The sequence below is a fragment of the Gardnerella sp. DNF01199S genome, from assembly GCF_049244155.1.
Taxonomy (GTDB): Bacteria; Actinomycetota; Actinomycetes; order Actinomycetales; family Bifidobacteriaceae; genus Bifidobacterium; species Bifidobacterium piotii.
The window spans coordinates 1,572,346-1,596,063 of the sequence record NZ_CP058380.1; the positions used below are offsets into that span (position 1 = coordinate 1,572,346).

19 protein-coding genes and 4 tRNA genes are annotated in these 23,718 nt (G+C 42.4%); 3 read left to right on the forward strand and 20 right to left on the reverse strand.

The features are described 5' to 3' along the window. Positions 1 to 269 precede the first annotated feature (269 nt). From adhE to HXT45_RS06540, 10 genes are all read right to left on the reverse strand, one after another. Positions 270 to 2,975, reverse strand: coding sequence for a bifunctional acetaldehyde-CoA/alcohol dehydrogenase (gene adhE / locus HXT45_RS06495; protein WP_102704758.1), 2,706 nt, complete (start codon positions 2,973 to 2,975; stop codon positions 270 to 272). Between the two features lie 376 nt (positions 2,976 to 3,351). Then, on the reverse strand, positions 3,352 to 3,840 hold the full coding sequence (rpsI, locus tag HXT45_RS06500; protein ID WP_004131694.1) for a 30S ribosomal protein S9: 489 nt from the start codon (positions 3,838 to 3,840) through the stop codon (positions 3,352 to 3,354). Between the two features lie 20 nt (positions 3,841 to 3,860). Beyond that, positions 3,861 to 4,310: a 50S ribosomal protein L13 gene (gene rplM, locus HXT45_RS06505; protein ID WP_004131693.1), complete on the reverse strand. Its 450-nt coding sequence runs from the start codon at positions 4,308 to 4,310 to the stop codon at positions 3,861 to 3,863. A 304-nt stretch (positions 4,311 to 4,614) separates the two neighbouring features. Then, positions 4,615 to 6,783: a 4-alpha-glucanotransferase gene (gene malQ, locus HXT45_RS06510; RefSeq protein ID WP_421781714.1), complete on the reverse strand. Its 2,169-nt coding sequence runs from the start codon at positions 6,781 to 6,783 to the stop codon at positions 4,615 to 4,617. Between the two features lie 101 nt (positions 6,784 to 6,884). Next, positions 6,885 to 7,577, reverse strand: coding sequence for an AbrB family transcriptional regulator (locus tag HXT45_RS06515; RefSeq protein WP_421781716.1), 693 nt, complete (start codon positions 7,575 to 7,577; stop codon positions 6,885 to 6,887). A 112-nt stretch (positions 7,578 to 7,689) separates the two neighbouring features. Further along, positions 7,690 to 8,331, reverse strand: a complete 642-nt coding sequence (locus HXT45_RS06520; RefSeq protein WP_080650013.1) for an IMPACT family protein — start codon at positions 8,329 to 8,331, stop codon at positions 7,690 to 7,692. A 107-nt stretch (positions 8,332 to 8,438) separates the two neighbouring features. Continuing rightward, a complete protein-coding gene (locus HXT45_RS06525; RefSeq protein WP_004131689.1) occupies positions 8,439 to 8,732 on the reverse strand; it encodes a metal-sensitive transcriptional regulator in 294 nt (97 codons plus the stop codon). Positions 8,733 to 8,961: 229 nt separating this feature from the next. Continuing rightward, positions 8,962 to 12,138, reverse strand: a complete 3,177-nt coding sequence (locus HXT45_RS06530) for a peptidase (RefSeq protein ID WP_421781718.1) — start codon at positions 12,136 to 12,138, stop codon at positions 8,962 to 8,964. 333 nt (positions 12,139 to 12,471) lie between these two features. Continuing rightward, a tRNA-Ser gene (locus tag HXT45_RS06535) sits at positions 12,472 to 12,558 on the reverse strand. A gap of 118 nt (positions 12,559 to 12,676) precedes the next feature. After that, a complete protein-coding gene (locus HXT45_RS06540) occupies positions 12,677 to 13,615 on the reverse strand; it encodes an EamA family transporter (protein WP_421781720.1) in 939 nt (312 codons plus the stop codon). Positions 13,616 to 13,742: 127 nt separating this feature from the next. Here HXT45_RS06540 and dinB point away from each other — a divergent pair, with 127 nt between their 5' ends. Next, entirely contained in the window at positions 13,743 to 15,074 is a 1,332-nt protein-coding gene (gene dinB, locus HXT45_RS06545; RefSeq protein ID WP_421781722.1) for a DNA polymerase IV, read from the forward strand. On the opposite strand, the gene fdxA is transcribed toward dinB, so the two are convergent. The 10 genes from fdxA to HXT45_RS06595 all read right to left on the reverse strand — a co-directional run bounded on the left by fdxA (position 15,071) and on the right by HXT45_RS06595 (position 22,248). After that, positions 15,071 to 15,391 carry a ferredoxin gene (gene fdxA, locus HXT45_RS06550; RefSeq protein WP_004131685.1) on the reverse strand — a complete coding sequence of 107 codons (321 nt, stop codon included), beginning with the start codon at positions 15,389 to 15,391 and terminating at the stop codon, positions 15,071 to 15,073. The two genes, dinB and fdxA, sit on opposite strands and share 4 nt — an antisense overlap. Positions 15,392 to 15,546: 155 nt before the next feature. Next, positions 15,547 to 17,202: an APC family permease gene (locus tag HXT45_RS06555; RefSeq protein ID WP_180963167.1), complete on the reverse strand. Its 1,656-nt coding sequence runs from the start codon at positions 17,200 to 17,202 to the stop codon at positions 15,547 to 15,549. A 212-nt stretch (positions 17,203 to 17,414) separates the two neighbouring features. After that, positions 17,415 to 18,698: an FAD-binding protein gene (locus HXT45_RS06560; RefSeq protein ID WP_421781724.1), complete on the reverse strand. Its 1,284-nt coding sequence runs from the start codon at positions 18,696 to 18,698 to the stop codon at positions 17,415 to 17,417. Positions 18,699 to 18,785: 87 nt separating this feature from the next. After that, complete coding sequence (rpmG, locus tag HXT45_RS06565; RefSeq protein WP_004114322.1) at positions 18,786 to 18,956, reverse strand: 50S ribosomal protein L33; 171 nt, start codon at positions 18,954 to 18,956, stop codon at positions 18,786 to 18,788. Between the two features lie 50 nt (positions 18,957 to 19,006). After that, positions 19,007 to 19,080, reverse strand: a tRNA-Met gene (locus HXT45_RS06570). Between the two features lie 4 nt (positions 19,081 to 19,084). Further along, positions 19,085 to 19,156: transfer RNA gene (locus HXT45_RS06575), tRNA-Thr, on the reverse strand. Position 19,157: 1 nt separating this feature from the next. Next, positions 19,158 to 19,239: transfer RNA gene (locus tag HXT45_RS06580), tRNA-Tyr, on the reverse strand. Between the two features lie 183 nt (positions 19,240 to 19,422). Beyond that, positions 19,423 to 20,517, reverse strand: a complete 1,095-nt coding sequence (gene hisC / locus HXT45_RS06585) for a histidinol-phosphate transaminase (RefSeq protein ID WP_421781726.1) — start codon at positions 20,515 to 20,517, stop codon at positions 19,423 to 19,425. A gap of 201 nt (positions 20,518 to 20,718) precedes the next feature. Then, the gene (groES, locus tag HXT45_RS06590; protein ID WP_004131681.1) at positions 20,719 to 21,012 is read right to left on the reverse strand and encodes a co-chaperone GroES; all 294 of its coding nucleotides are present in this window, start codon (positions 21,010 to 21,012) and stop codon (positions 20,719 to 20,721) included. A 156-nt stretch (positions 21,013 to 21,168) separates the two neighbouring features. Continuing rightward, positions 21,169 to 22,248, reverse strand: a complete 1,080-nt coding sequence (locus tag HXT45_RS06595) for a hypothetical protein (RefSeq protein WP_421781728.1) — start codon at positions 22,246 to 22,248, stop codon at positions 21,169 to 21,171. 182 nt (positions 22,249 to 22,430) lie between these two features. Here HXT45_RS06595 and HXT45_RS06600 point away from each other — a divergent pair, with 182 nt between their 5' ends. Together HXT45_RS06600 and HXT45_RS06605 are read left to right on the forward strand one after the other, a co-directional pair. Continuing rightward, positions 22,431 to 22,607: an FmdB family zinc ribbon protein gene (locus HXT45_RS06600; protein ID WP_004131679.1), complete on the forward strand. Its 177-nt coding sequence runs from the start codon at positions 22,431 to 22,433 to the stop codon at positions 22,605 to 22,607. 358 nt (positions 22,608 to 22,965) lie between these two features. Then, entirely contained in the window at positions 22,966 to 23,694 is a 729-nt protein-coding gene (locus HXT45_RS06605) for a hypothetical protein (protein WP_421781729.1), read from the forward strand. The last annotated feature ends 24 nt before the right edge of the window (positions 23,695 to 23,718 follow it).

Genomic DNA, 23,718 nt, shown 5'->3' on the forward strand with positions numbered 1-23,718 from the left:
GCGATTTCTGCTTCTGCGCTCGCTTTTTTGAATTACAATATGCGAGCCTTAAAAACAGGCAACTAAGTAATTAAACCATCAACCTTGGATTAACAAAAATCGGGCGTGTCGGCTATTTTCCAACGAAAAATGGCAGAAACTACAGCTAGTGCAGCCTCTGCCATTTGTAACTAAATATGCAATAATCATTCAATAATTACCTAGATAATCACTTAGATAACCACTTAGATAACCACTCAAATAATCATGCAATAAATTTTGCTTAAATTCTACTTCGATTCACGCTGTAGGCGCATACGATGTCCTTCTTCTTGAGAAACACCATAATACGCTGCAATCGCAATATCCTTCATATCTTCGATTTGAGGAATACGCGGATTTGCAGGAGCGCACTGATCTTCGTAAGCACGCATGCCAATCTGATCCAACAAAGACCAATAGTATTCTTCGTCCACACCGCACGCCTTAAACGATGCGTCCATGCCAAGAAGATTATCCCTGTAGTTTTCAACAGCGCGCGCCAAATTCTCTACGCCCTCTTGAGGAGTTTTACCAGGATTTACACCAAGATTCTTAGCAAGCTGCTGGTAGCGCTCTGGAGCGATATAGCGATTGTACTTTGGCCAGCTTGTAGGCTCTTGTGGAATTTGACCATTGTAGCGAATTACATATGGAAGCAAAATCGCATTTGTGTGGCCGTGCGCAACGTGGCACAAAGCCCCGATTGTATGTGCCATTGCGTGGCACATTCCAAGGAACGCCGAGCCAAACGCCATTCCAGCCATCGTAGCTGCATTATGCATCTTCTCTTGAGCTTGAATCTTGCGCTCAGGGTCATTAGCGTTCACAGAATCGTTAAGATTCTCCCAAATCAACTTTGCTGCATGCAATGCCATTGCATCCGTAAAGTCGTTAGCATAAACAGAAGCAAAAGCTTCCATAGAGTGCGTCAAAGCGTCAAAACCAGAATCGCAAGCAAGCTTTCTAGGCTGCGTACGCGCCAAAACTGGATCCACGATTGCAACCGAAGGCGTAATCGCGTAATCCGTAATCGGGTACTTATAGCCAGTCTTATGGTCTGTAATAACAGCAAACGGAGTAACTTCCGATCCTGTTCCAGAAGACGTTGGTACGCAAATCAAGCAAGCTTTTTTGCCAAGAGGCGGAATCTTAAACGCGCGCTTTCTAATATCGAAGAACTTTTCGCGCAAATCAGCGAAGGAAATTTCTGGATGCTCGTAAAGAAGCCACATAATCTTTGCAGCATCCATAGGAGATCCGCCGCCAACAGCAATAATCGTGTCTGGCTGGAACTCTTCGCGCATCATTTCCGCGCCGCGCTCAACAGTTTCAACGCTTGGCTCTGGCTCAACGTAATCAATAATCCTAAACGTTACGCGGTTGTCTCTAGCACGAAGCTGATCAATCACCTTGTCTATAATGCCAAGCTGTTCCATCACTTTATCGCACACAATAACCGCGCGCTCAATGCCATACATGTCTCGCAAATAGCGAACAGCATTCGGCTCAAAATACGTTTTGGCCGGAATCTTGAACCATTGCATATTGTTATTCCTTCGCGCTATGCGCTTTATATTAATAAGATTTACCGCTTGAACGTTTCCAGAAACAGAGTTTCCACCATAAGAACCGCATCCCAAAGTTAAAGAAGGCGCGATTGCGTTGTAGATGTCTCCAACGCCACCCAAAGATCCTGGAGAGTTCCAAATGATTCGGCAAGCATGCATGCGGCTACCATATTCGCGAGCAAGCTGCTGATTGTTGGTATGAATCACAGCAGTGTGACCAGCTCCGTGCACAAGCATCTTCTCGCACATTTCAAAGCCTTGTTCCTTGTTATCTGCGCGCAGTAAAGCGTGAACAGGAGCCAACTTTTCCATTGTTAGAGGCTCCATCTCGCCAACTTCTTTGCACTCAGCAATAAGAATCACAGCATCTTCTGGAATCTCAAATCCAGCCTGTTGCGCAATAAATTGAGGCGACTTTCCAGGAACAACAGAATTAAGCTTTGGAGTTTGGCCACTATAAGACGTGCAACCAAACATGTACTTCTCGAGCTTTGCTTTTTCTTCTTCGTTTACAAAGTAAGCTTTACGGCGCTTTAATTCGAGCTTCAAAGGATCGTATACGTCTTTATGCGCAATAATCGCCTGCTCTGTTGCACAAATCATGCCGTAGTCAAAATGCTTTGAAAGCACTAAATCGTTTGCAGCGCGCTCAACATCTACGTCTGCATCAACGTATGCTGGAGCGTTTCCTGCACCAACGCCCAATGCTGGCTTACCAGAAGAATAAGCAGCTTTAACCATTCCAGGACCACCCGTTGCAAGAATTGTTGCAACATCTGGGTGCTTCATTAAAGCTCCCGTAGCTTCGATTGATGGATGCTCAATCCACTGAATGCAATTTTCTGGCGCTCCTGCTTCTATTGCAGCATCGCGCACAATTCTTGCCGCTTCTGCAGAGCACTTTTGGGCAAATGGATGGAAGCCAAAAATAATTGGGCAACGAGTTTTAAGCGCGATTAGCGACTTAAAAATGGCTGTAGACGTTGGATTTGTGACTGGCGTAACGCCTGCTACAATGCCAACTGGCTCAGCGATTTCGTCGATTCCAAGAACGTCGTCTTCTCTAATAATGCCTACTGTGCGCTGGCCTGCAAGATAATGCGTAATATGTTCGCATGCAAAGATGTTTTTTGTAGCTTTATCTTCAACTAATCCTCTGCCTGTTTCTTCAACAGCCATTTTTGCTAAGACTAAATGCTTGTTTAGAGCTGCAATCGATGCTTTTGCTACGATTCGGTCTACTTGAGTTTGATTTAACTTTTCAAATTCATCTAAAGCGACTTTTGCTTTTTTAGCTAACTCGTCAACTTCTTGCTTTGCAACTAATGCCGCTTGCTCTTTTTCATCGAGCACATTTTCTTGCGCTGTTTCTTGCGCTTGCGCCATTTGGTCCTCCTTGATCTTTAGATTCCTTACGTACTTCTACGCTTTTGGCACATCAACATTTACATGCATAATCTTCTATGAAAGACGCATCATAATGCTGGTATGTGATACATTTCACAATTTACTTGAATTACTGTACTATTTTGAGTTTGCAGCGAGTTGCGCTATTTATGAGCGAGGTTTATCCCCTAATGTTCGTTATTTGTTCTTATTTGTAATGATTTATGTGCGATTTGCTGAAAAATTTTCTAGAATGTTAGATTTAGCTGTTACTTACAAACGATTAATAACATTTAACTTGATTCTAGATTACACACGAATAAAAAATGGCTCCCAGCATAAGCCAGGAGCCATTGAAGTTGTAATTCTTCGCAGCTTAACGCTTCGAGAACTGAGGTGCACGACGTGCCTTGTGCAAACCAGCCTTCTTGCGTTCCACAACGCGAGCGTCGCGAGTCAAGAAGCCAGCCTTCTTCAAGGAAGCACGGTTTGCATCGCGGTCAATAGCGTTCAAAGCGCGGGCAACGCCCAAGCGGATTGCGCCAGCCTGACCAGTGGTGCCGCCGCCGTCTACCAAAACGACAACGTCGAACTTACCTTCAAGCTTTAGAAGCACGATTGGGGAATTAACTTCACGCTGCAATAAGCGAGATGGGAAGTATTCCTCAAGAGTGCGGCCGTTAATAGTCCACTTACCAGAACCTGGAACCAAGCGAACGCGAGCAACGGCTTCCTTACGACGACCAGTGCCATAGCCTGGAGCGATAGCGGAAGTACCAGTGCCTGCACCAGCGTTGGTTTCGGTGGTGTAGCTAGTCAGTTCTTCTTCGTTCTCAAGAACCGCGGAGTTGTTGTTATCTACCATAATCATATTCTCCTTACGATTCACTTAGCCTGCTGGCTAACCTGAGAGATCTCGAAGACCTGTGGCTTTTGCGAAATATGAGGATGCTCAGCGCCAGTGAACACACGAAGGCGATCAAGCTGAACCTTAGCAAGACGATTCTTTGGAAGCATTCCCCTAACAGCGGAAACAATGATGCGCTTTGGATTCTTCTCCAAAAGCTCAGCATAGCTATCGCGGCGAAGTCCGCCTGGACGGCCAGAGTGGGAATACAATTCCTTGCTCAACTTATTGCCAGTCAAAGCAATCTTATCTGCGTTAATAATAATAACGTGATTGCCAGAATCAGCGTGAGGAGCATACGTTGGCTTATTCTTACCACGAAGCAAAATAGCTACCTGGGAAGCCAAGCGACCAAGCACCACATCAGTGGCGTCGATAATGTACCAGTCATGAGTTAAATCTGCTGGTTTCGGTGTGAAAGTCTTCACAATCGTACCTTTTCTCTATTGTGTTTCGAGCTTTATATCTTCTTGGTTTATAGAAGATACTCTACTCATAATCCGTGGGCTCCCTGAAAGTCCTCGATGGCGAGTGGGAAAAGCGCTTTGAAGGACCCCTTAGGGAAACACAACAATCTGCAAGTATATCGCCATATGACGACTATTTGCAAACTTCTATTTTACATACAACACGGACTACAACGTTATGCAAATGCGGACTACAACGCTCGCAAGTCAAAAACAAACGCTGCAGCCCGCAATTAATAATGCATCTATCTCTATTTATTCATCTCTATTTATTCATGATTTGCGCTAAAGACTTAACTCTAGGCAAGTCGAATAAATCGTCCAAAAGAACAGGATTGCAATCGGCATCTGCCAAAGGAATACGCCAATTTGGATATTCATCGTTAGTTCCAGGCTGATTTTGCGCGCGATTCTCGCCAGTGGCGTCAACAATCGACGCAGCAAGCAACTTAGAAGGCGCAGCTTTAAGCGCTTTATACAATGCTTCTACAATCTCTTGCTCATGCTGCGACTCGTCTTCTAACGCACTTTCGCTTAAGAATCCGCCAGAAACAAGCATCTTAAGCATTGCGTTATGCTCTTTAACAGCATCAGCGCGGAACTCTTCTACAGATCCAGAAAGAAGATTCAAACGCTCGCGAATATTAACGTGCTCGTAGTTTAAGTACCCTGCAGCAGGTGGCAAATCGTGAGTGTTTACAGAAGCAAGCGTCATTTCGCGCCACTTCTTAGGCTCGCGGAACGCGCCATCTCTCTGTTCAAACCACTCAACCGTGCATCCAAGAACCTTATTCTTAGCCAAAACTTCTAGAGCTTCAGCTGGCACAACGCCAAGGTCTTCTCCAACTACAACGCCATTTGCGCGCGTGGCTTCAATAGCAAGAATGCCAAGCATAATGTTTGCATCGTAGTAAACGTAAGCTCCGTCTCCTGGAGTAGATCCTTCTGGAATCCACCAAAGTCGGAAAAGCCCAAGAATATGGTCAATTCGCACAGCTCCAGCGGAAGCAAACATGCCATGAACCATATCTCTGTATGTCTTAAAACCTGTGCGCTCAAGCTCAAATGGATTAAGCGGAGGCTGAGACCAGTTTTGACCTTGCTGATTGAAATAATCAGGAGGCGCACCAACGCAAGCGCCATTGGCGAATCGCTCTGGATTCCACCAAACTTCGGAGCCTGCAGGATGCACGCCAACAGCCATATCCGACATAATTCCAATGCGCATTCCTGCTTTTTTAGCTGCCATTTGCGCGTCGTGCAACTGGCCGAACGCAACCCACTCAAGCCAACGATAAAACTCTAGCGTGTCTGGGAATTGCTTTGCTAAAGCGCTAATCTCATCGGAATCTTTAGTAAGATGCTTCTCCCAGCAGTCATCGCCATTAGGCGCACCCCACTTGTCGTAGCAAAGGCACCAAGTTGCGTAGGATTCAAGCGTGTCTCCCATATCTTTCTTAAATGCTTCAAACTTTTGCGCGCGCTTATCTGACATGCCCGACTTAAAAATAATCCACAAAGCGTGCATTTTTACGCGCCACATTGCGTCTCGATCAATAATTTGCACATCATTATTAAGCGGCTCTACTTGATTGTGCAAATCGTCAACACTTTTGCGATCTTGATCGCTAAGAAGATTATATTCTGGAATGCTTTCTGGGCGAATATACGTAACGTTTACCATAGACCTAGCAACAGGCAAATATGGCGAAGGCGTTAACGGAGCAACTGGCTCTCCAGCGTGAAGCGGATTTACAAGAACAAAGTCCGCTCCCGACTTTTCTTTAGCTTTAACAAGCAAATCCGCCAAATCTGCGTAATCGCCAACTCCCCAAGACTTAGAGGAGCGGATTGAATAAAGCTGAGCCATCCAACCCCAAATTTGCTTGCCATCTTTTTCTAGTTTCTCAATAGTATCAATGCTTTCTGGCGCACTAATAAGAGTGGCCTCTTCTACGCGGTTCTCAACACTAACACGCAAAGTGTGGTAGCCCATTGGAACGTCTGCAGGAATCTTAAGCAGAGAAGTTGCTACAAACTTGCCGTCTACTGGAATTGCAACGTCATTTTTAGAAGGCAAAATCTGCAAATCACCCTTGTATTCACTGCCATCTTCCAAAATAAGCGTTGCTGTAGGATACTCTAAAATCCCAGTATTTATACTTACTTCGCTTTCTTTACCAACTGTGTGCAAAACTGTTGGAGCAACTAAGCGAGTGTGACGCTCATTAAGAATTTTTTGAGTTGCTTCTTCGATTTGCTTATTGTTTTGAGCCTCTACGCATAGTGATTGCAATACTTTTACAAGCACGCTATCTGCTATTTTGTGCTCTACGCCATCCGATCCAACAAATTTTGAGCGAACGCCCATTAGTTCAGCCAAATGTATTAACGGACTTGTTGGCTGCACTGTTTCTTCATTTTTAGTGTTCATATTTTCCATCGAGTCTATTTGTGGGGTTTTAATGCAAACGTATGCAATTATTATTCATTTTACTTTTATACTCAAGACTTATTTTTATATTTAAGACTTATTCAAGACTTATTTAAGACTTTTGACGCAGCAAGCGAGACGTCCGAGTCCTTGTCTTTAGACAAAGCAATCAAAGTTGGCTGCGACACACCAGGATTAAGAGCCACTGCTCTTCTTACCATTGCAGAGAGCACAGGAGAATCGTCACTTTCTTCGCTTGCACCAAGAGAAGCCAAGTAATCCAACGTTTTTGTGCTAACACCATTTGTTTGCGCACCTTCTAATCGCATTTTCCAAGATGTTCGCGGATTACACAAAGCGGCATCTCTAACTTCTGCACAAGAATCTTTAGTAAGCCTTCCAACTAGCCAATTCTTAGCATTTTCGTTCTTTGCAACAGCTAAGCGAACATTACTTGATTCGTCTTGAGAAAGCTTAACCAAGATATTCGGGAATGGCATTACTGTTGCTAAGTGAACGCGATCTTCTTCTGGAGTGTTTGAATTGCCTGCTACTGCTTCCAAGAGTGCAGTCGCTCTAGAAAATCCTGCCTGATCAGACCTATCTGGCAACTCTTTTACAGCAAATTCATGCAATTCTTTAGAATCACTGGAATGCCTTAAATGCTCATATACCGCGGTTAACGGCTCATATGAATTGCTAGAATCATTAGATTCAATAGATAAATCGCGGCTTGCACCATTGCCTAAATCATCGTTTTGCTCAACGCCATTAAGCTTTTGAGTATCATTCATAAACGACTCACCAACCTTTGCTTAATCACTTATATAATCTATCAGCTTTGCAACACAAATCTTAAAACCAAGAATCAAACAAGCGTCAAACAAGAACCACTAAAAATAAAAATCAGCAAATTCTAGTGCAAACACCACAAAAATCTGGAATTATTACTCCCGAAAATGTATTTTTTACTGCTTCAAGGAATCTATCTGATTCTTCACGCGGCAAACTCACTGTTAATTCAATAGAAACGCCGTATTCTTCGCTTATAATTTCCGCATTATTTTTTAACAATAAATGCTTAAACATTCTTAAATGCGAGTACTCAACTTTGCAAGAAAAACAATTGCACTCTACAATATCCGCTATTTTACTAGACTTTATAGCACCTGCAGCCGAAGCAGAATACGCTCTTATTAAACCACCAGAGCCAAGCAAAATCCCACCAAAATAGCGCGTAACTGTTACAACTGCGTCTACAACATTAGAAGATCTAATAACATCTAAAATCGGCTTACCTGCAGTGCCTGATGGCTCGCCGTCATCGCTCATTCGCTCGCACAATCTGCCATTTTTATCTGCGTAAATCGCAGCGTACGCAACATGCCTTGCTTTGGGGTGAATCATCCTAATTGACTCTACAAACTCAAGCGCTTCTTCAGCACTAGAAACGTGGCAAGCGTCCGAAATAAATTCGGACTTCTTTTCCACAAAAGCAAAGTGCGCAGGATTCTCACATAAATCAGTTACGGTTCGCATATTTTGCATATTCTTCATATTTGATATTTGATATTCAAATCGTTTTCAATTCAAACAGTCTTAAAGCTACAAAAGATTATATGCAACCGCTAGAATTACAAATCGCAAATCACAAATCACGACTTATCGTAACGCATTAAGTGATCTACAACGTCTACAAGCTCTGCAACTTTCTTATCTGTAACCTTTTTATTTCCAGCGTCTTGCGCTTCTTCTAATGCCTTTGATATTTCTTGATGAGCAACTATAAGCGCAACTGCCCTAAGAGCTGCCGTAGATGCAGAAAGTTGCATAAGAATGTTGTTGTAGTCTTCCCCTTTTTCAACCATATTTTCAACAGCGTGAACTTGCCCACATACTCTATGCAAGCGAACCAACATCTTTTCTTTATCTATGTTGTAGTCACTCATAAAAAAACCTCATTTGAAAACAGTGCTTTTATATACTATTTACATAATAATTGTGCGTTGTATAGTACGCAAAACTATAAGCGCCAAAAAGCTATGTTTATAGAATAAATTATGCATATTATACAACGCAACTATTCTTATCTGTTTTAAATATATCCCAATTAATATATCTCAACATACATGTTTTACAAATTTATGCACATATGAATCAAATATTTTATGAGAGATTTTATGCAATGTAACTTACGCGTTTTGCCAAAATCACAGATCCTGCAATAAGCAATATAGCCAGAGAGAACATTAATGTTGTTTCAACTTTTACGCCAGTTGTTACTAGATGCCCAACATTAGCACCTAGACGAGCATGGCGTCGTTTTGAATTCTTTGTTCCACTTGCATATTGATTATTTGACTGCGAATTCTGCTCTACATTAGAGTCGCTTACTTGTTGATTACCTCCATACTGAGAATCTCCCTGTTTAGAATCTCCCTGCTGAGTAGCACTTTGGTAAGTATCAACCTTCTTAGAATCACCTCTCTGAATAGTACCTGATTTAGTAGCTGTATATTTACCTTCCTTGCTATCTTCCTTACTTGCAATATGCTCAGATTTATGCTGAGAATCCGTCTTAACATTACTTTGATCATCTTTTTTATTGTTTTTTTCATTAATTTTATCGTTATTAGCATTACTCTTAGGATTACTCTTAGGATTACTATCGCCAGTCGCATCTGCATTTTGATGAACTGTATTATTGGTTCCAGCATCTACTTGCGCACCGAGCGTATTATTATTCGCTCCAGCGTTTAAACCAGATTGCGCATTGTTGCCAACTTGCGCTCTGCCAGACTGTGTGCCAGCAACTTCATTCTGCGCACTAGAACCTTGTGTACCACCAGGCTGCTCGCTAGAACCTCCAGGATTATCCTGCTTACCAGGATCTTGCTTACCAGGATCTTGCTTACCAGGATCGTTTTTCCCAGAACTCTGTGTGCTACCAGACTGATTATTATTGCCAGCTTGCACACCAGAACCTTGCGGATTCTGAGGATTCTGCGGATTCTGCGGATTCTGCTTTGAAATAATATTATCTACAACGCCACCACTAGAAGACGTCTTTGGATCAACTTCACTACCCGTAACATTTCCACTACCAGCAGGCTCGCTCTTATCTGGATCTTGTTTACTAGGCTTTTCGCTAGAACCTCCAGGATTATCCTGCTTACCAGGATCTTGCTTACCAGGATCTTCACTAGAACCACCAGGCTTTTGCACACCAGGCTCACTCTTCACAGGATTCGCATTACCAGACTGCTCTTTTCCAGGCTCACCCTTACCAGGCTCACCCTTCGCACCAGCATTCTCCGCCTTATTAACAGTCACAGTAACAGGCTTATTTCTATCAAAGAAGCTTCTACTATCTTCGTTATTAAACGACGTCTTAAACTCTTGCGCTCTAGAAGAACCTGGGAATTCATAAACAAAAACATACATTCCACTTTTAGCCGTATTGCCGTCTAAAAGATCGATCATATATCCAACTTTTTCAAACTTTTCTTTTTTATTCTCAGCACTTCTGTTCTCTTTGTTATCTTCACTGCCCTTGTTATCTTCACTATCGCTATCTTTGCCAGATTCTTTGCCAGCTTCTTTGCCATTAGACTCGTTATGAGTAAGAATTATCTTGCCGTTCCCAAGCGTGTAAGTTCCATTACGCAATGGAACATCCCATGAATCTATTTTCTTATGATTTTCGTCTTCTTTAGGCTCTTCTACAGAGCTGGAAACAAGCTTTACCATATTTTCGTTGCTCATTGAACCATCTTTGTTTCCAACCCACCAAAGACGAATGTTCATCTTTGCATCTTTACTAAACCCATAATCGGTATTTCCATCAAATTTTCCGTAGTCTTTTGGAACACCACTAACAACTATCGCATCCGAAACGTCATTTGTATCTTTGTTTTTTAGATTCTTAACATGTTCAATCGATATTTTTGCCTTATGCGAAACTGTTGAATTTACGTTTCCAAATTCTTCAACAAACTTTCCTGGAATAAACTCTCGAACGTCGTCTTTTTGATTTCCGGGATCAATAAACCAAACCCACGTTCCAAATAATCCTGCATCGTCTTTGTTCACTTTATAAACTTTTGCGCTAGCAAGTTCATCTTTAGATAAGTCACCTTTTGCTTCGTGCGCAACCGCCTTAACCTCTTGATTTTCTCCCGAAAAATAAACATCAGCTGCAGCAACTTGACGAATATTCTTATCTTCTCGTAGTTCCTTTATATACTCTTCTACTTTGTCTTTTTTATTTTTGCGTTTTTTCATAATATCGTTATAAGAACCAACAAAGTAGTATCCGCGAGCACGAACGTCTTTACCACTTACCCACTCACCTTCAGTAGGATTCTTTAGCGACGAAGTAACAGTATCTTCTACAGAATCGCCTACTTTCAACTCTTTTACAGTCGACTTAGAAGAAAGCGAGGGCTGGAACTTTCTGTGCGCTCTCTCTGTTAATACATTTGTAAATTCTTTGACTTTTTCATCTTTTGCTACTCGTATTAAAGCTGCTCCATTCCCTATATCTTTTCTTTGCAAATATGGAATGTAGTATTCACCCTTAATTTCTGCTTCACCTTCTCCTGTTGCAACCCAATCAATTCCATACAACGTACTATAAGATCCAATGTGATCTTTAACCTCTTTAACCTGTTTCTTATCTTTTATAAAACGCAACTTATCGCCTACTGCAGTAACTTTAAATTTTGTATTTTCGCTGTCATATGTAACATTTCTTTCATCAACACCCTGTGTATCAATAACTACCCTTCCACTCCTTGCATAGTAGGTAGCATAAGGGTCAAGTATTTTGAATCCCATACCCTTAGGCGTTTTTTGGGTTACTTCGTTCCATAGTTTTTCTGCATCTTCCTTTAAGTTAGACGCACCATCAAATCCCCTACGCTTCGCTTCTTCCCACCCGCGTTTATCTTCATCATAATGTTCATGAATTAAATATGCTGCAGCCTCCATTCGGGATGTAAAATCATTTTCAATAGCAGACTTAGCTATTCTTGCTGTGATTTCATTAATATTGTTAACATCAAGCGGAATATCTCTCCAATCGGAATCAGCTTTTACAGTTGATCCCGTATTAATGCAAAATACGTAATTACCATCATCATCTTTTTTTACAATTTTTCTGCTCGGACTCACTTTTGAACAGGCATCACTATACGTATAGTATTGAGCAAAAATATCCGCAGAAGCAGCATTTATTGCGCCATTACCAACAACAATTGCAATAGTCGCCAGCAACGCTGTCAGTAAAGAGAACATTCGCGTGCGCTTATTGCGTAAAAAGATTGGAATCCCTTTACATCCATGTTTTCCCATATCAACTCCTTAAAACGTTGTTTTCTCTAACGTGACAAACGTTTTTGCTAGCCACGATGAACGAAAAATTCGCTCATGCTCTAACTATGATTTAGGAATTTCAATCTGTAAATAAAAAACTTTCAATGTGGTTAAAGGCTATTTTAGAGGGTAGTTATCCACATTGTTATACACAATTGTGCACAATTACACACAATTACGGCGGCTGCTGGCGATTTGCAACGATTAAGTGGGAATACAGGGAATACAGTGAATCGGATTATGGGTTATAGGCCAAAAATCAAAACAAAAAGCTCTAAACCGCTGATTTTTCAACGATTTAGAGCTAAACCGCGGAGTCAGAGAGATTCGAACTCTCGAGCCGCTTACGCGACTAACACCTTAGCAGGGTGCCCCTATCGGCCACTCAGGCATGACTCCACTTTGTAACTATTCAAGATAGCAACAGGTTCAAACTATATCACCTCTTGAGGACGTGCACAATGCTTAAGCGACACACCAAACGCACAAAAGAAGCTTATATAACGCGCAACAGTATTTATGCGGGATTGTGATCTCCCGAAAATGTAATCACAACAGCCAACATAACTAAAGCCATTCCGCAAACATCAATCAACGTTGGCATTTCACCAAATCCCATGCCAACAAGCGCCGCAATCGCAGGGTAAAGCGCTTGCATAACTGAATATCTTGCCGAAGATACACGCTTTAGCAAAACCTGGTCTAAAAGAGTTGGAATAAAAGACGCGCAAATCGCAATAACAACCATTAATCCAAGAAGTTTCAAAGATCCATAAGGCTGAGCAGCCCAAGTTGCACTCGATTTAGGATGCACAACATGCAAAATTGCAGGGATTCCAAGAACACTCGACTGCAAAAGCCAACCAATTAAAATAGCTATACTAACTCTGTCAATTGCATTAGAACCTCTTGCAAGCATACGCCCAGATACAATGTACATTCCCCACATTGATCCGCCAATAAGAATTGCCACTAATCCAACAAGAAAATGCGGACTTTCGTTAGAATGCATAGACGCGCTTGCAAGAAGCACAATTCCGCAAGCCGCAATAACAATACCAACGCGCTCACGCCATGTTTTACCAGTTATAACAGCAACCATTAAAGGCCCTACAAACTCAATAGTTACAGCCACCCCCACAGCCATGCAACTAATAGCTAAATAAAACATTGTGTTCATAAGAACAACAGAAATGCCTACAGCAACAACAATTGCCCATTCTTTTAACGTTTTAGGAAGAGAGTTGCGAGCGCGCTTTTTACGCGAAAAAGGTCTTCTCCAAGCAAGCAAAAACAAAGACATAAACCCAACGCGATACCACACAGAATATAGCGGATCGAGCTGGCTAAACGCGACCTTTGCTATAGACGTTGCTAGATAGACCGTTGCAGCTTCTACAACAACGATTAGCAAAACAGGCATGCGATTTAGCGCGTTTACTATGATTTGTTTCATAAAGCATACCCTACACGGCAGTAGTTATATTTGCCAGTAGTTATTTTGCGTATTTTACAATTATTTTTCGTAAACTTATTGCGACACGCTATTGTACAAAATCGAACGTTTGTTCTACTATAAATTCATGAGCACAGCACCGCGAGTTAATGCAGCTAAACGCGATTGGGGGCGCAACACGTCTGGCTGCACAATACTTCATATCGATATGGATGCATTTTATGCATCACTCGAGGCGGCGCGTAATCCTAGGTTACTTGGCAAACCTGTGATTATTGGTACAGGCTCGCGCTCCGTAGTTTCGGCAGCCAGCTACGAAGCACGTAAGTATGGCGTGAATTCCGCTATGCCTACAGCGCGAGCACGAAGCTTGTGCCCTAATGGCATTTTCCTGCCGGTAGATATGCCATATTACGTTTCCATTTCATCTAGGATTTTTAAGGAGGTCTTTTCAAAGATCACAGATAAAGTTGAACAGGTTTCTGTAGACGAGTGTTATATGGACGTTAGCTCAGCGTTATTACGCTGGAAAACGCCCATCGCCATAGGTGAGTGGATAAGAAGCGAAGTCGCGCGCAAGTTTCACATCACTTGCTCTGTGGGGATTGCATCAAATAAGCTGATCGCAAAAATGGCGTCAACGAACGCAAAGCCAAACGGAATGCTGATTATCCCCCAAAATCGCAATGCCGACTTTGTTTCGATAATGCCATTACGAGCAATACCAGGAATTGGACCTGCGCTTGCTAAAAAACTAGCTACGTGGGGAATAAACAGCATTGAGATGCTTAGAGGTGTAGATGAGAAAACTTTGGAACGAGTTGCTGGGTCTAAAGTTCTTGCGCGAATGCTTTATAACACTTCGCGCGGAATTGATACACGGCAAGTAATGCCCCACGTTCCAGAGAAATCCATTGGAACAGAAAGCACTCTTGATAAAGACACCACGGATATTGCAGCAGTGAAAAACCTGATCAGGCACTGCTGCAACGAAGTGGCGCAAGAATTACGCAATCGCAACACAATGGCAAAAACAGTAACGTTAAAATTGCGATTCAGTGATTTGCACTATGCAACAAGATGCAAAACATTAAGGAATGTAACCGATTGCGCTCCAGAGATTTATAAGCATGCTTGCGATTTACTAGAATCAGTAAATCCAACGGTTCATGACCACAAATTAGGCGGAAGTCATGTTTGTTTACTAAGCTCCGTTAGGCTTGCTGGCGTTAGCGTAAGCAATCTTGTAGATAAAAGCAAAGCGCTTGTTCAGCCTACGATTAGCGACATCTTAGAAGAGAACGAAAGAGAAAACACCATAAGTGGTATGCGTAAAAATTCAACAGAAATTGCGCAAAACGCAATAAAAAATACGAATGCAAGAATAAGTCACGCAGAACACGTATTAGATGCAGTAAGAAAAAAGTATGGTAAAGATGCTGCTCAAATGGGCATTTAAGCATCTTTTTTAGGAAGAGCAGCTACGCGATCTTCATCCCAGCCAGATGGGCCAGCTTCTTGCGCTCCGCCTAAATCGCCAAGTTTGTTAAAGTATTCCACAGCAGCGTCTTTATACCATTCCCACTCTTCTGGAACGTCGTCTTCGTAAAAGATGGCTTCTACTGGGCATGCAGGCTCGCATGCACCGCAATCAACGCATTCGTTAGGGTTTATGTAAAGCGTGCGGTCGCCTTCGTAAATGCAATCAACAGGGCACTCGTCAACACACGCTTTATCTTTAACGTCAACGCACGGTTCTGCAATAACGTAAGGCATAACAAACGCCCCCTTTCACACTCAAAAATAAACTAACTCTTCCATTATAGTTCACATTACGAGTGCAAAACGCGTTGAGTCGGCATACGTAATCGCATACCGACTCAACGCAATTAAATCAACATCTCAAAAAATCAACGTCTAAAAGCAAAAGCCTATTGAGCATCCTCTTGAGCAGACCCAACAGCCACCTCTTGAGCCACCTCTTGAGCCACCTCTTGAGCTGCCTCAGCTCGCGCTTGGTCTTCCGACTCGCCTTCCGCAACTTTTTCTGCGGCAGCAGCATCTTGTGCAAACAAGGTTTCTACTGGAACGCCAAGCTTCTTAGCTTTACGAAGTTGCCTTCCAAGCAAAGAATTGCGGTAAGAATAGCCAAAGTACACAATAAAACCGATTGCAAGCCAGATTGCAAAACGAATCCATGTAAGCACAGAAAGGTTTAGCATAAGCCAGAACGTAGAAAGCGCGGCGAAAATAGGTAGAACTGGATTCCATGGAACCATAAATGATCGATGCAAATCAGGTCTACGCATACGCATAATAGGAACGCCTGCCGAAACAAGCAAGAACGCAGAAAGCGTACCAATATTCACCATATCGGAAAGAATTCCAATATCTAATGTAGAAGCGATTATAGCAACTACAACGCCAGAAACAATCTGAATACGTGCAGGGATTCCGCGCTTGCTAACCTTAGAGAAGCTGCGTGGAAGCAAACCATCTCGGCTAACAGCAAACACAATACGCGTAAGGCCCAAAAGAAGAACCATAACAACAGTTGTTAAGCCGATTACAATGCCAAGAGAAATAATCTTAGCAGCCCAAGTTGCACCTACAAGCTCAAAGCTAGTAGAAAGCGAAGGAGCCTCTTGCTTAGCCAAATCCTTGTAAGAGACCATACCAGTTGTAACAACAGCAACAAGAATGTAAAGAACAGTCACAATCAAAAGACCAAGACCAATGCCCCTAGGAATGTTCTTGTGTGGGTCTTTAGTTTCTTCTGCCGTAGTTGCAACAACGTCGAATCCAATGAATGCAAAGAATACAAGTGCTGCGCCAGAAAGAATACCCGTAATGCCGTAAACAGCTGGCTGCATGCCAGTAATCCACTGCCAGAGCGGCTGGCTCATAGTGCCAGAAACGTGAATACCCTTAACGCTAGCAACGTCTGTTGCAGGTGGAACAAATGGAGTGAAGTTAGAAGCCTTAATGTAGAAGAATCCAACAACAACAACAAACAAAACAATACCAATCTTAAGAATTGTTAAAGCACCGTCAAAACGAGCAGAAAGTTTTGTTCCAACAACAAGCATAATCGTAAAGAACGCAACAATAACTACTGGAGCAAGATCAAAAGTAAAATTACCAAGCTTTACCGAAGTAGATACGTTAAGGCCAAACAAGTGCATTAAATCGTTAAGATAAACGCCCCAATATTTAGCTATAACGGATCCTGCCATAAGCATTTCCAGAATCATATCCCAGCCAATAATCCAAGCAATAAGCTCGCCTACTGTGGTATATGTAAACGTGTATGCAGAACCTGCAACAGGAATCATCGAAGCAAACTCCGCGTAGCACATTGCAGCCGTTCCGCAAACGATTCCAGCAATAATAAAGCTAATAATCACTGCAGGACCTGCATGGAATGCTGCTGCTTGAGCGCCAACGGAGAAGATTCCAGCGCCAACAGCAACAGCTACGCCCATAACTGCCAAATCCCAAGCATTTAATGTACGCTTAAGATGGCGATCACCATCCATTGTTTCTGCAATAGTCTGTTCAACAGACTTTTTTCTCCATATTTGCATAATCCAACCTTCTCTAAAACTACGTCTAAAACATTCCATATAAGGGTATATATGTTATAAATCGCAAAAAATACGGTTCAACTCGCATTAAGAGTCATCAAACAATAATTTTTACGATATTAAAAGAGCATAGTACTTTGTCTAGCGGAAAATCACAACACAAATCGCAATTTATTATGTTAAATTATGCTAAATTTGTGTTAACAATTGTCTTAACAATCCGCACTAACGCCGATTAAAACAGGTTCTGGAACAAGTTTTACACCAAACGAATCGTAAACACCATCTATGATTTTGCGCGCCAAATCAACAATATCCTTGCATTTTGCACAACTGCGATTAGTCAACGCCAAAGTGTGCAGAGAAGATAATCCAGCTTTACTTTTTTCGCCATCGCTTTGAGCAAGTCTAAATCCCTTGTGGAATCCAGCATGGTCAATAAGCCAAGCTGCAGAAGTCTTAACTCCTTTAGATCCATCTGGCAAAGTGGCGTCAAATCGCGGAGCATCTTCTGGGAGCAAATCTGCTTGAGATTTAGTCAAAATCGGATTCATAAAGAAGCTTCCGCAACTATGGCGGTCCGCATACTTGGAATCGCCCTCTTGCAAATCACCACAAACATAGTCTTCATTTTGAAGCCTAATAGAAGACTCAACACCGTTTTCGCTTTTTGCGTAGCACATCCACTTATTTGCGTAGCGCATAGCATCTTCGAGCATGCCCTTAGATGCTCTAACGCGCAAAACTTCGCGACGAATCTTAGACGTTTCCATCCTATCTCCAACTTGTACGCCAAGCGCGTGAGCAAGCTGCGAATGAGCCACAACACCTGTTTTTGAATGCTTTAAGCAAAAAGTAACAGATAAAACAACGTATCTAGGCGTTGGGAAGAAGCAATCAGCAGCAACACCAGGAGCCTTATACATGCTTTGCTTAAGAACAGACGTGCGATAGCCAAATTTAAGATCCGCAAGATTCATATAAAAAGTGGTTTTGTCTTTACGATCCCAAACTTCTACAGAATCAACACTTTGTGATACTTCCGCACCGTATGCGCCAATGTTTTGTACCACAGACGCTCCAACAGTTCCAGGAATCCCAGATAACGCTTCTACGCCTTGCAATCCAAGCTCAATAGTGTGAGACACAAAATCATCCCAATTGCAGCCAGCCTCTGCACTAACGTGAACCAAAAAATCTCCGCTAGTTTTATCAACGCCGTCTATGCCAGGAGCTGCCTCATCTAAAACGCAAATCTCACGACGAGCATCACGCACAACAACTCCGTTAAACGGTTCGTCGCTTACAAGCATGTTAGACCCGCCGCCAATAACACAAAGCGGCAATCCAGCGCAATCTGCGTCTTCTACAGCTTCAATAACAGCCACTCTGCTAGTAGGCTCTACAAAACGAGCAATAGAGCCTCCAACGCCGATTGTTGTAAGATTTGCAAAAGTTGGATTATCAGATTCCAATAAGGATGATTGCATACTCATACGACTAATCCTAACAGCAATAAATAACAAAAAACCCCGCAAAACGCGGGGTAATAAAGCTATAAAACTTCGCCGAAGTTCACGCTTTTAGCGAGTCTCGCGATGGAGAGTGTGCTTGCCGCAGCGTGGGCAGAACTTGCTCAACTCAAGGCGATCAGGCGTATTACGACGATTCTTCGTCGTGATGTAATTACGCTCCTTGCACTCCGTGCATGCAAGCGTAATGCCTGGACGGATGTCTGCGCTCTTACTTGCCATTTTGTTCACCTCTAGAATATTGTATGTTGACCAACTCCTGCTGGCCATTGTAGCGAGGAAGAGACTCGAACTCTTGACCTTACGATTATGAGTCGTACGCTCTAGCCAGCTGAGCTACCCCGCCAGAGAGCCTCGAGTGAGAATCGGACTCACGACCTCTTCCTTACCAAGGAAGTGCTCTACCACTGAGCTATCGAGGCGTGGCGGGTAGTGGATTTGAACCACTGAAGCACGAAGCAACTGATTTACAGTCAGTCCCATTTGGCCGCTCTGGTAACCCGCCAACGTAACCGCGCGGAGAAGAACATCTCCAAACGGCAACTTTGTTATTTTGCCACGAACGCGCGACTAATGCAAGTTCAAGACACGCCGAAAGCAAAAATCACATCTAAATGCATCTAAAAAATGCGATTATTTATATGCTATTTATCCGCTATTTATATGCCTTTAAGCGATTATTAAGCAATTATTTAAGCGAAAAACCATCTTTCTTTAAAGACTCACACACTTTAAGTACGCGATTATTTGCCTCAGTCTCCGCAATCGTAATGCGAATACCTTCTCCAGCAAACGCGCGCACAGAAAGACCTGCATCAACAAAACGTTGATTAGCTCGCTCTGTATCTTCACCAAACGGCATCCAGAAGAAGTTTGCGTATGGCTCGGCAACATTCCACCCTTGCTCACGCAAACCGCTTACAACGCGCGCACGCTCCTTAACAAGCGCATCTACGCGATTTCGCATTTCTACAAGCGCTTCATTCTCCAAAGACGCAAGAGCTGCAACTTGTGCAATTTGGCTTACACCAAACGGAACAGCTACTTTTCGCATGCCTTCTACAACATCTGCTGCAGCAATAGCGTATCCAATACGCAAACCAGCCAATCCGTAGGCTTTAGAGAATGTTTGAGCAACAACAACGTTTGGATATTCGCGGTAAAGTTGCATGCCATCTGCCGTTCCCTTTGCGTTGTTAAATTGCACGTAAGCTTCGTCAATAAGCACTAAAACGTTGCTTGGAACAGCATCCAGCACTCGTCTAGCTTCCTCGTCTGAAAGCGATGCAGACGTTGGATTGTTTGGATTGTTCAAAATAACAAGACGAGTGCGCTCATTAATCGCATCAATCATTGCGTCCACATCGTGCGACCCATCTGCACGATTAGGGATTTTAACGCTTGTAGCGCCAGCACCCGTAACAATAATCGGGTACGCTTCAAAGCTTCTCCACGGGTATATGACTTCGTCTCCAGGGCCTGCAACAAGATTTACAAGTTGCGTAATAACCTCTGTAGAGCCGCATCCAAGAACAACCTCTTCTGGAGTAACGTTAAACTTTTTAGCTAACTCTTCTACGACTTCTGTTCCGCGCATGTTTGGATAACGATTAATAACACCAAGCGCACGGCTAGAAATGGTGCTTTTCACACTTTCTAACGGCTCAAATGGGTTTTCGTTGCTAGAAATCTTATATGCGCGAATACCGTCTAATGATGGCGCTGGCTTACCTTGCTTGTAATTTGGCAAAGTATCTAAAATACTGCGATGTTTGTAATCCATGATTTTATAATAGTCGCGTCTTAAACAAATTAAGAAAAATTAGACAAAATAAGTAAATTAAACAAAACTATACAAATTAAACCAAGCTATACAAATTAAACAAAAACGCTGAAAACAGCGATAAGTCGCCATTTTCAGCGCTAAATAGCTTTATATAAATAGCTTTAATACTACTTGACTAATACAAGTGATTAACCAAAATCAGCCAAGGATTGCAAGAACGTCACGAGACGAAACGATTAAGTAATCTTCGCCTTCGTAATGAACTTCTGTGCCACCATACTTGGAGTAAAGAATCTTGTCTCCAGGCTTAACATCCATAGGAATGCGCTCGCCCTTATCGTCTCTGCGGCCTGGGCCAACAGCCAAAACCTCTCCCTGCTGTGGCTTTTCCTTAGCATTATCTGGAATGTACAAGCCAGAAGCAGTTTGAGTTTCTGCTTGAGCTTGCTTAACAATAATCTTATCTTCCAAAGGTGTGAGCTTAATCGACACTTCGGTACCTCTTTCTAGAGAAATGTAACCTTTGCGCGAATAATGTTGACGAGGCTGACGATCACGTCAAAACTATCGAGCACTGAACCTTATAATAGCGCGTTTTTAGCACTCTACCAACTAGAGTGCTAAAATTTTAGAAAATTTTTACAAACTTTAAGCAGCGCGGCGAGCCAAAACATCCCTTAAATCGGCTTTACCAAGCGAATCTTCCGTGCTAACTGGAGGTTCTACAGTAACTTCGGTTGAATCGCTCGCGGAGTTTGGATTGCTTGAATCGAAAGCCGCCGCCAATTCGTTTGAATCGCCTGCTGCAATCGCTTTAGTAACTTGCTTTGTAGACTTTATTTCTAAACTTTGCGGATCATTGGCGTTTATTTTGCAATCGCTGGAATCATCGCCAAACGAGAAAGATATAAGATCTTGATTTGAGTTGGAGATATCGGCTTGCGAGCGCACATCATTAGCAGCTGAAAAATCGCCAGCAACCGCGCTTTTTGCCGCCTCTTGCCTATTTGCTCCTGCTAAAGCCATGCTTATATCTCGCTGTTGCATAACTGAAGTCTCTGTGTTGTCTGGATTGATGGAATTGTCTGAATTCTCAACATGCTCAACAACTGAGTTTACGGCAGCGTCAAAAATTGGCTCCACAACAGAATCATTAAAAGCTGCAGAACGCTTGTTATACAAAGCAACTTTTGCTTCCCACTTACGCGCTTGCTTAGCAGCCATAGAACCAAAGTAGAGAACAGTGCAAACAGCAGCAAGAGGAATAATTGCAAACCATGCGCTATAGAGTCCAGAAAGACCCGCAACAAACACAACAAGAGTTAAAAATGCTAGAGAAAGCACCAACGCACGGCGACGGCGGATTGCTGCACGGCGAAGCGCGCGAATACGAGCAACATGTTCAGGCGTAAAAACACCATTAAACTGCTTAGCGCACTTATGTTTATTAGCATTCACGCTATTGCGACTGGACTTGCCATTATTAGGCTTTGTATTCGCTTGCATCTTCGACGGCTGCATGCCAACCCCTTTCGCCATCGTGCCGCTACACGCGTGGAAAAGCGAATCACTGCTATAATCCACAATGTGCAACGAAGGTGAATACCTATCTTCGCTGTGTTCCAGCATTGACTTCATGCTGTTTTCAGTGCGTTTAGGCAACCAACCAAACATTAAGGCTACGATGATGATCAATACTGTTAACGCGCTCACCGATTCATAACCCATACGTACAAATATAAAGTGCATTAAGGATGTAAAGGCTAAAAATAAGTCGGCGTGTCGGATTTTTTGCGATTGTTTCGCAAAATTTTACAAACGAAAAAGCGTTTACGATTAGCGATTAACAGCTTTAACGAGGCGATATTATGAGCTAGGATATGTGATGGAATTATAGATTGGAGGAACCGTTGCCTACTTATCATTACCGTTGCAAGCAATGCGGATATGATTTTTCACAACATCAATCGTTTGAAGATGAGCCAATTACCGTGTGCCCAAAGTGCGGAAAGCAAGAAGTTCGTAAGGTTTTTAGCGCACCACCAATCAGCTTTAAAGGTAGCGGATTTTATCGCACCGATAAGTAACGTGCAAATAACCCATTAAAATTTGTGCATATGTGCATAAGTGAAAAAATATGACGCTACTTATGTGTGCATGTGAATAAATTGAAACTTTATAACGCCACTTATGTGCTTATGTGCGTAAGTGGCGTTTATTTTGCTACGCATGTGTGCGTATGTTAGTAATCACTTATGTTGATATGTGGATTAACACCAATCAAAAATGGCCATTTATGTGAATATGTGTATAAGTGACTATTAAGATTCATCAAAAATGTTTATATGTGCGTAAAATCCTTGTAAAATCCCCATCTAAGCTAGCCTTTAACCACATTGCACAAAAAAGCTTGCAAAAGCGCTACGCGTGATAAATGATGCTTATATGAGTACATCATTTTTACTAAAAACAGTTGGCTACAAAGCAGAAAACAAAATGCCAGTAGAGCTTATAAAGCGCAGAAAAAGGGCGCAAACCTTAAACATGCTTTCAATATTTTTTATAAGTGTTGCAACATTGTTTTCAATACACCTTATTTCAACGTTTCAAGCTACTCAAAGCGTGCCAGTAGCCATTAGAAACATAGCAAAAGGCAGCGTGATTAAACAAAGTGACCTGCATTACGTTAACGTGCCTAAAAGCAGCGTTTTTAACAATGTTCTTAACCAAACTTCTATAAACAATTCCTCTAAAAACGCTATTATTGCTGCGTGCAACATTAAATACGGAACGCCGATTTTTAGCAACCAAGTTACAAAGCAAACAAAAATTCCGCCTGGTTTTACAACGATTTCGGTGAATCTTGCAAGTAGTGGCGCCAGTCTTGCACAAGGAGACGTTATTTCTATAGCGTTTAGCAAAGTTCCAAATAGCTCAAATACAGCCAATCATTCAACAAATCCAGCACAAATAGAAACATCTAGCGACGCTAGTTCTTCGGATAACATTACTTTGCAAGACAAAAACGTTTCGCTTGTTCACAACGTAATCGTTGTTAACGTAAACAATTCTGCGCAAAGCGCACTGCTGGCAATGCCAGCAGAAAACGCGTTGCAAATCATAAACACGCAGGCGATTATTCCAAACCTTGCAGTTATAGCTGTGCAAAACTAGCGAACAATAAAGAAACTTATGCCG